Consider the following 6511-nt stretch of genomic DNA (forward strand, 5'->3'; position numbering starts at 1 on the left):
GTCCGAGCCCTGCGCCGCCCCCGCTAGATGATTTTTTACTCGCCCGGGTCAGGGAGCCAGGTGCCAGAGCGCGTCGATGGGCAGAGCGCGCAGCCGGTCGCCGAACGGCAGCGTCTGTTGGCCGGTGTAAAGCAGGTAGCCCGCGACGAACCGCGGTCCGAGCCGGGCCGCGAGATGGCGCAGGCCGGTGAGGTCTTCGGTGCGAACGGTGGCACCCGCCTTGACCTCGATCCCCACGACACGGCCGTCGGCTGCCTCGAGTACCGCGTCCACCTCGATTTTGTCCTTGGTCCGATAGTGGTACAGGCGCGCGCGTTGCTCGTTTCAGCTGAGCTGGCGCGCAAGTTCGGTGAGGACGAAGTTCTCGGCCATCGGACCGGCGGCGCCGTCGGGTTCACCAAGCCGTGCCGCGTCCTGTCCCAGCAGATGGCAGGCGATGCCGCTGTCCACGTATACAAGCTTTGGCGTCGCAACGGCTCGCTGGGTGTGACCGGCGGACCAGGCTGGAATCTGTTTGATGAGAAAGACCGCGGCCAGCAGCTCCAGATAGCGGGCAAGGGTGCTTCTGGGGATGCCGGACTGCGTGGCGAGTGAACTCAGTACCAGGAGACCACCGGACCGGCCCGCGAGCAGCGCGAGCAGCCGGCGCAGGTCGCCACGGCGTTCGATGACGGACAGCTCGGTGACGTCCCGCTCGATCAGGGTGGACAGGTAGGACTCGACGAAAGCTGCTCGACGGCGAGGGGAGCGTCGCACCGCTTCCGGGTAGCCGCCACGCACGATGCGTTCCAGGTAGTCGCGGCGACGCAGCGCTGAGGTGCGGGTGAGGGCTGGCCCATGGGCGAACGCCGCGTCGACGAATCGGTCAGCTGTGCCGTCGATCTCGCCTTGTGAGAAAGGCCAGAGCTCGATGGTCTCCGTCCGCCCGGGAAGCGCGTCGGGGAGGTCGCGCAGCGCGAGTATCCGGGCGGATCCGGTCAGTAGGAAGCGGCCTGCTCTCGGGTCGGTGTCCACCGCCATCTTGATGGTCCGGAATAGCTCGGGTGCGAGCTGGACCTCGTCGATGACCAGCAGACCATCGTGGTCGATGAAGGTCGTGGGGTCATCACGTGCGGCGCGCAGCGTGGCCGGGTCGTCCAGCAGGCGGATCAGTGGGTTGACGGAGGTGGCTGCCACGAGCTTGGCCAGCGTGCTCTTGCCGGCCTGCCGCGCGCCGTTGATGGACACGACCCTGGTGTCGCTCAGGGCCTCCACGATGAGTGCTTCCGCCTTGCGGGTGACAAGTTCGCCGCGCTCGTTCACACCTCCATTATGGTCACCTGGTCGCTAGGTTCGTGGTGAGCTGGCCGCAGGGTTCGTGGTGAACTGGCCGCCACCAGCGTGGGCATCTGGTCGCTGGTTTCATGGCCGTCCGGTCCGTCGTCGGGGGGAGCCGGTGTCATGCTCGGCTGCTGGATCCGGTGCGGCGACGGGGTGGCGGGCCGGTCGGGCAAACACCCTCCAGACAGGAAACGACCGGCCGTGGGCCGGTCACGGGGGCGAGACGGAACACCCGTCTCACTCTGTTCAACGAACCAGAACACCAGCGAATTTCGCCAAGCAGGGGTGAATAGTATCAAACGTATCCAGACGGCGGCTGCTGAGCGGATGGCGCCGATCGGCTCCGTCGCGCCGGTAGTGCCGTCGGCGACGGACCCCCTACCCCTTCGTCAGGCCGGTTGTGCGGCCCCGGCCGGTGGTGGCCGCTACCCGCTACCGTTGCCGTATCCGCTGGTCACAGGCCGCGGAGCACGTCCGGGAGGAGTCGCGCCGCCGCTACAAGTAGCGGGCCATCACCCCACGGTTTTGGACCCGCCGACAGCCACGGCGGGGCCCCCGGGCGCGGTCCGGGCCCGACCCACACGGCACGGGCACGCCCGTCACGGTCACGCGACAGCACCGAGGCGGGGCTGGTTTGGACCTGTAGGGCTGCGGCGTTCTCAGAGAGCATCTTGTTCGTTTTGCGGTGGTTCAGTCGGACATGGTTGGCGGAGACGTCCCCGCCCACGAGATCGAAGCGCGGGTGGTCACGCGACTCGGCCGGCAAGCCCTCCTGAGCCGTCCTGACCCGCCTGAGTTGCACGTGATCCTTGACGAGTCCGTTCTACGTCGGCCGGTCGGCGGAGCCGCTGTGATGGCCGCGCAGCTACGTCACATCTTCACCGCGGCGGCGCGGCCCACGATCATCGTGCAGGTCCTCCCCAGCGCGCTGGGAACGCATCTCGGCACGGCCGGATCGTTCGTGCTGCTGGAGTTCGCCAAGGCACACGCGATCGTGCACCTCGAACACCTACGCTCCAGCCTGTTCGTCGATGAACCCGAGACGACGTCACCCCGTTCAGACACGCCCGGGATACGCTGGCACAACAGGCGCTGGACCCCGGTGCATCGGCGGACCTGCTGGCATCCCTCGCAAACGAGTACCAGGGGAGGTGATGACGATGGATCTGACCAACGCCGAATGGCGCAAGTCGAGTTACAGCGCGACGCAGACCAACTGCGTGGAGGTGGCGCGATCCTCGGAGATCGTTGCCGTCCGTGACAGCAAAGACCCGACCGGACCGGTCCTCGTCTTCACCCCAACTGAGTGGGCCGCGTTCGTCGCGGGCATCCGCGACGGAGAGTTCGACCACTGACACGGATGTAGGTTCCCCGAGTCCGCCGCCACTTCCCAGGAGGCTTCGCCACTGGACCGGCAATTGGCGAAAACGGACGGGCCTGACCACTGACGGTCGCGCTGGGTGGCAAGAACGGTCGGCTACGCGTCGGGGACTGCCATCTCAGCTTGGTAAGTACACGCGCAATCAGTGCCATCCGCACCGGGAAACCCCCAGGTCACGCAAGATCGATTGTCATCGCAGCGGGGGGACCTACAACGGACAATGATCAATCGCCGCAACGACGCAGGCCCACCCGATCCGGGTGGGCCTGCGTCGTTTGTGTACGCGCCGAGACGTCAGACTGACGCGATGACCCGCTCTGCTTCTGCCGTGACGATGTCCTCCTGAGGTGCGCCGAGAGGCAGCACCGACGACACGACGCGCGAGTATAGCCTGTTCCCATCGAGTTCCTGCGTCACCGATTCGACGCGGAGGATCTGGAAGTAGGGCACCGGTACGGCCTGGTCCGGAAGGTAATGCGGGTAGAACGTGCGCCCGTACATGGCCGTGCCGTCTTCCAGCGTCGCACTGAATCGAGTGGACACGGTCACCAGCCGTGGCCCGGCCTGCATCATGACGCCATCGAATGCGGGAATCTCCGCGATGCCGTTCCGCCCCGGTCGCAGGTGGGAGACGCCCGCTTCGATGCATGACCGGTCGAACCTCTTGGCGTCCCGGAAGTCCGTTTCGGACGTCGCGCGCACGTGCGCGAGGATCTGGCCCGCGTCGTCGTACATGACGCTGTCTCGGCCGCCGTCATGGAGGTGGCGTCCGATCGAGAGCCAGCCGCCCGAGGCGCGGCGGATGCTGACAGCGCCGTCCACCTCGCGCGACGCCATTACCAGCGCCCGATCACAGCACATCAGCACGATGGTTCGTGGGTCCCATCCGTCCGGGAGCGAGGTGAACGCCACCTCCATCTCGCTGACGCCGGCCTCCGGGTCGATCTTTCCTGTCCCGTGTCCGCTGACGAATCGCTCGTTGATGAAGCCCTCAATTGCGTAGTCGTGATCCATGATCAACCCGCCCTCTCGCAGTCACAACCAACGACGTGGGACGACTCCTGCAGACAAGGGAGAGTAGCAGTACAAGTACCATATGTATAAACGATTTCATTTATAAGTACGTGACCAGCTACGCCACGCGACCATCCCTTGTCGACCAGCTCAGACCAGGCGTGGCCGATCGCGTGGCGTCGCCGGCATCCGCGTACCCATCCGCGCGGACACGGTGCGGCGGCGCCCAAGAGGAGCCGTGTAGTATCTGGCACGTGCGAGGGTTGATCGCCGTTCGTATGGCGACTCTAGGCCGGATGATGCGTCTCCCCGGCCTCCTCCGCGTGTCCTGACCGGTCAGACGAGGAGGCCCGGGGAAGTCCCGGCGCCTCTCCTGGCGCGGCGGACGACTAGCCCCGGGCGTGAGGGGCTGTGATGGATCGTTACTTCGTGACGACAGCTATCCCGTATGTCAACGGCAGGCCGCATGTCGGCCACGCCCTTGAAATCATCCAAACTGACGTTCTCGCGCGGTACCGTCGACAGCGAGGCGACGGCGTGCGTTTTCAGACGGGAACCGACGACAACGCACTAAAGAACGTTCAAAGCGCGGAGGCCGAAGGTATCACCCCCCAAGAGTACGTCGACCGGGTTGCCAGCAGGTTTGGTACCCTGCGGGACTCACTGAACCTCTCTTACGATGACTTCATCAAGACCAGTTCCGATCCCCGGCATCGGCCGGGTGTCGACAAACTGTGGGCAGCATGCGCCGAACGTGGCGACTTCTACCGCAAGTCCTATTCTGGCCTCTACTGCATCGGCTGCGAGTTGTTCTACGCACCTGACGAACTGATCGACGGCCGTTGCCCGGAGCACGGCACCATTCCCGAGACGGTCGGGGAGAACAACTGGTTTTTCCGGCTAAGCCGCTACTCAGAACAGATCGAAGACCTAATCGCTAGTGACACGTTGAAGATCGAACCAGTATCACGTAAACGTGAAGTCCTGTCTTTCGTGCGGTCAGGGCTGGAAGACTTCAGCGTTTCACGCAGCATGGCACGTGCTCGGGGCTGGGGTATCCCGGTGCCAGACGACCCCGACCAAGTGATCTACGTCTGGTTCGATGCGCTCGCCAACTACATCACCGCACCCGGCTACGGGCACAACGAGGACTCGTTCCGGCACTGGTGGACCGACGCTGACCAGCGCGTCCATGTGATCGGCAAGGGAATCATCCGTTTTCACGCCGTGTACTGGCCGGCGATGTTGCTCTCCGCCGGTCTCACACTGCCAGACACCATCTTTGTACATGAATACCTGACCGCCGGTGGGGCGAAAATCAGCAAGTCTGCGGGGAACGCAGAAGACCCCGCCGATATCGTAGCCCGATACGGCACGGACGCGCTGCGCTGGTGGATGCTGGCCGACGTCGCCCGTACAGGAGACACCGACTACACGGACGCGCGGCTGATCAACCGTGCGAACGAGGACCTAGCGAACAACATCGGAAACCTGGTCAACCGCACCGTTTCAATGGTGCAGCGATACCGTCAGGGTGCTATCCTCGGTCAAGCGCTGGAGAACCCCGAAGCGACCGCGCTGCGCGCCGCTCGGGATGCGGCGACCGAACAGATTGATGCTGGACTGGCGCTGTTCGATTTCCGCCGCGCCACCGACGCAATCGTGCGTATTGCGGACGAGGGAAATCGCTATGTCGAGGCCGTAGCCCCGTGGGCACTCGCCAAGGTGGAACGCAAGGAAGCCGCGCCTACCGGTCCGCTGGATGCGGTCCTGGCCGAACTCGTGCTTACCTGCCGATCACTGGCTGACCATCTGCGTCCATTCCTTCCGGAGGCCGCGCAGAAGATCGCCGACCAGTGCGGGAACGGCGGCCCGATGGTCGCCGAACCAAAGCCCGTGTTCCCACGGCTGGAGCAGGCTGCACCTGCCTGAAAGACGACAACCGCACTTGTCGAGACGATTGTCACGTGACAACCGTGAACTGTCAGCGCGGGGGTCTTCGCGCATCCTTCGCCGACGCTCGGCGAGACGATCGTTACGTTATGATCGGGCAATCTCGCCCACCGTATGACTCTCCGTCAAGAGTACGTGATCTCGATGACTCCGGTTGTTAGTCATGATCGCTGGGCGGGTTGCGGCGGTCCGTCCGGGCGACCAGCCAGAGAGTGGCCCCCGCCATCCGGCTCTTGGGCGACAACTTAGGTTGTCGGGGTCGGTGGGGGGCGATTCAGACGCGGAAACCGCTTGCGCGCTCCCTGTCGCGTGATGCCCAGCGCGCGGCCGATGCCGCCATAGCTCGCCTCTTGGTGACCGTTCTTGCGCTGAGAGTGACTGCGAGCGCATCGCCTGCCATACGACAACCAAAGTTGTCACTAGCGAGACGACAACTCTGGTTGTCGCACAAGATCGCTGTGCAGGGTTGCACGCCCGTGCGTGTAGTCAGAATGAACCTGGCCGGTTCGGGTCATTGATCGCTGGCGTGCCGCCCAGCGGCACAGCGTCGCAGGTCAGCCCTTGGTGGGCTAGCCCCAATGCCGTGAAGTTTGGCGGGTCAACGGTCTGTCAAGGGCTGGCGGGGCTTGACCTCGTCCGCGACAGGCCCGCTTGCGGTGACTTCGGGTGCGCGGAGACATCTGGCCGGTCACGGTGGCCCTGGCCGGTAAGGTCGGTCGGGTCAGGCGCGCCCTGCGCGTGCGGGCACAGCGCCGTTGGTCATCCCTGGAGGGATTGAAACAACAGGCGCGCCCTACGCGCGGGCACAGCGCGGGCGAGGCCGAGGGAAGCGGGATGGACAGG

At 65.0% G+C, this 6511-nt stretch carries 3 protein-coding genes and 2 pseudogenes; 3 read left to right on the forward strand and 2 right to left on the reverse strand.

Going from position 1 to position 6511, the window contains the following annotated elements; all coding sequences use genetic code 11:
• Window positions 1-48 precede the first annotated feature (48 nt).
• Window positions 49-1302: pseudogene (locus MJ785_RS16340) on the reverse strand (ATP-binding protein).
• Between the two features lie 718 nt (window positions 1303-2020).
• On the opposite strand from MJ785_RS16340, the pseudogene MJ785_RS16345 reads away from it, so the two are divergent.
• Together MJ785_RS16345 and MJ785_RS16350 are read left to right on the forward strand one after the other, a co-directional pair.
• Window positions 2021-2308: pseudogene (locus MJ785_RS16345) on the forward strand (DUF5753 domain-containing protein); the annotation flags it as partial.
• A 172-nt stretch (window positions 2309-2480) separates the two neighbouring features.
• Complete coding sequence (locus tag MJ785_RS16350; RefSeq protein ID WP_239381610.1) at window positions 2481-2675, forward strand: DUF397 domain-containing protein; 195 nt, start codon at window positions 2481-2483, stop codon at window positions 2673-2675.
• Between the two features lie 320 nt (window positions 2676-2995).
• On the opposite strand, the gene MJ785_RS16355 is transcribed toward MJ785_RS16350, so the two are convergent.
• On the reverse strand, window positions 2996-3715 hold the full coding sequence (locus tag MJ785_RS16355) for a hypothetical protein (protein WP_239381612.1): 720 nt from the start codon (window positions 3713-3715) through the stop codon (window positions 2996-2998).
• Between the two features lie 414 nt (window positions 3716-4129).
• Here MJ785_RS16355 and metG point away from each other — a divergent pair, with 414 nt between their 5' ends.
• On the forward strand, window positions 4130-5647 hold the full coding sequence (gene metG / locus MJ785_RS16360) for a methionine--tRNA ligase (RefSeq protein WP_239381614.1): 1518 nt from the start codon (window positions 4130-4132) through the stop codon (window positions 5645-5647).
• Window positions 5648-6511: the final 864 nt, after the last annotated feature.

The organism is Protofrankia sp. CiT1 (assembly GCF_917627335.1).
Taxonomy (GTDB): domain Bacteria; phylum Actinomycetota; class Actinomycetes; order Frankiales; family Frankiaceae; genus Protofrankia.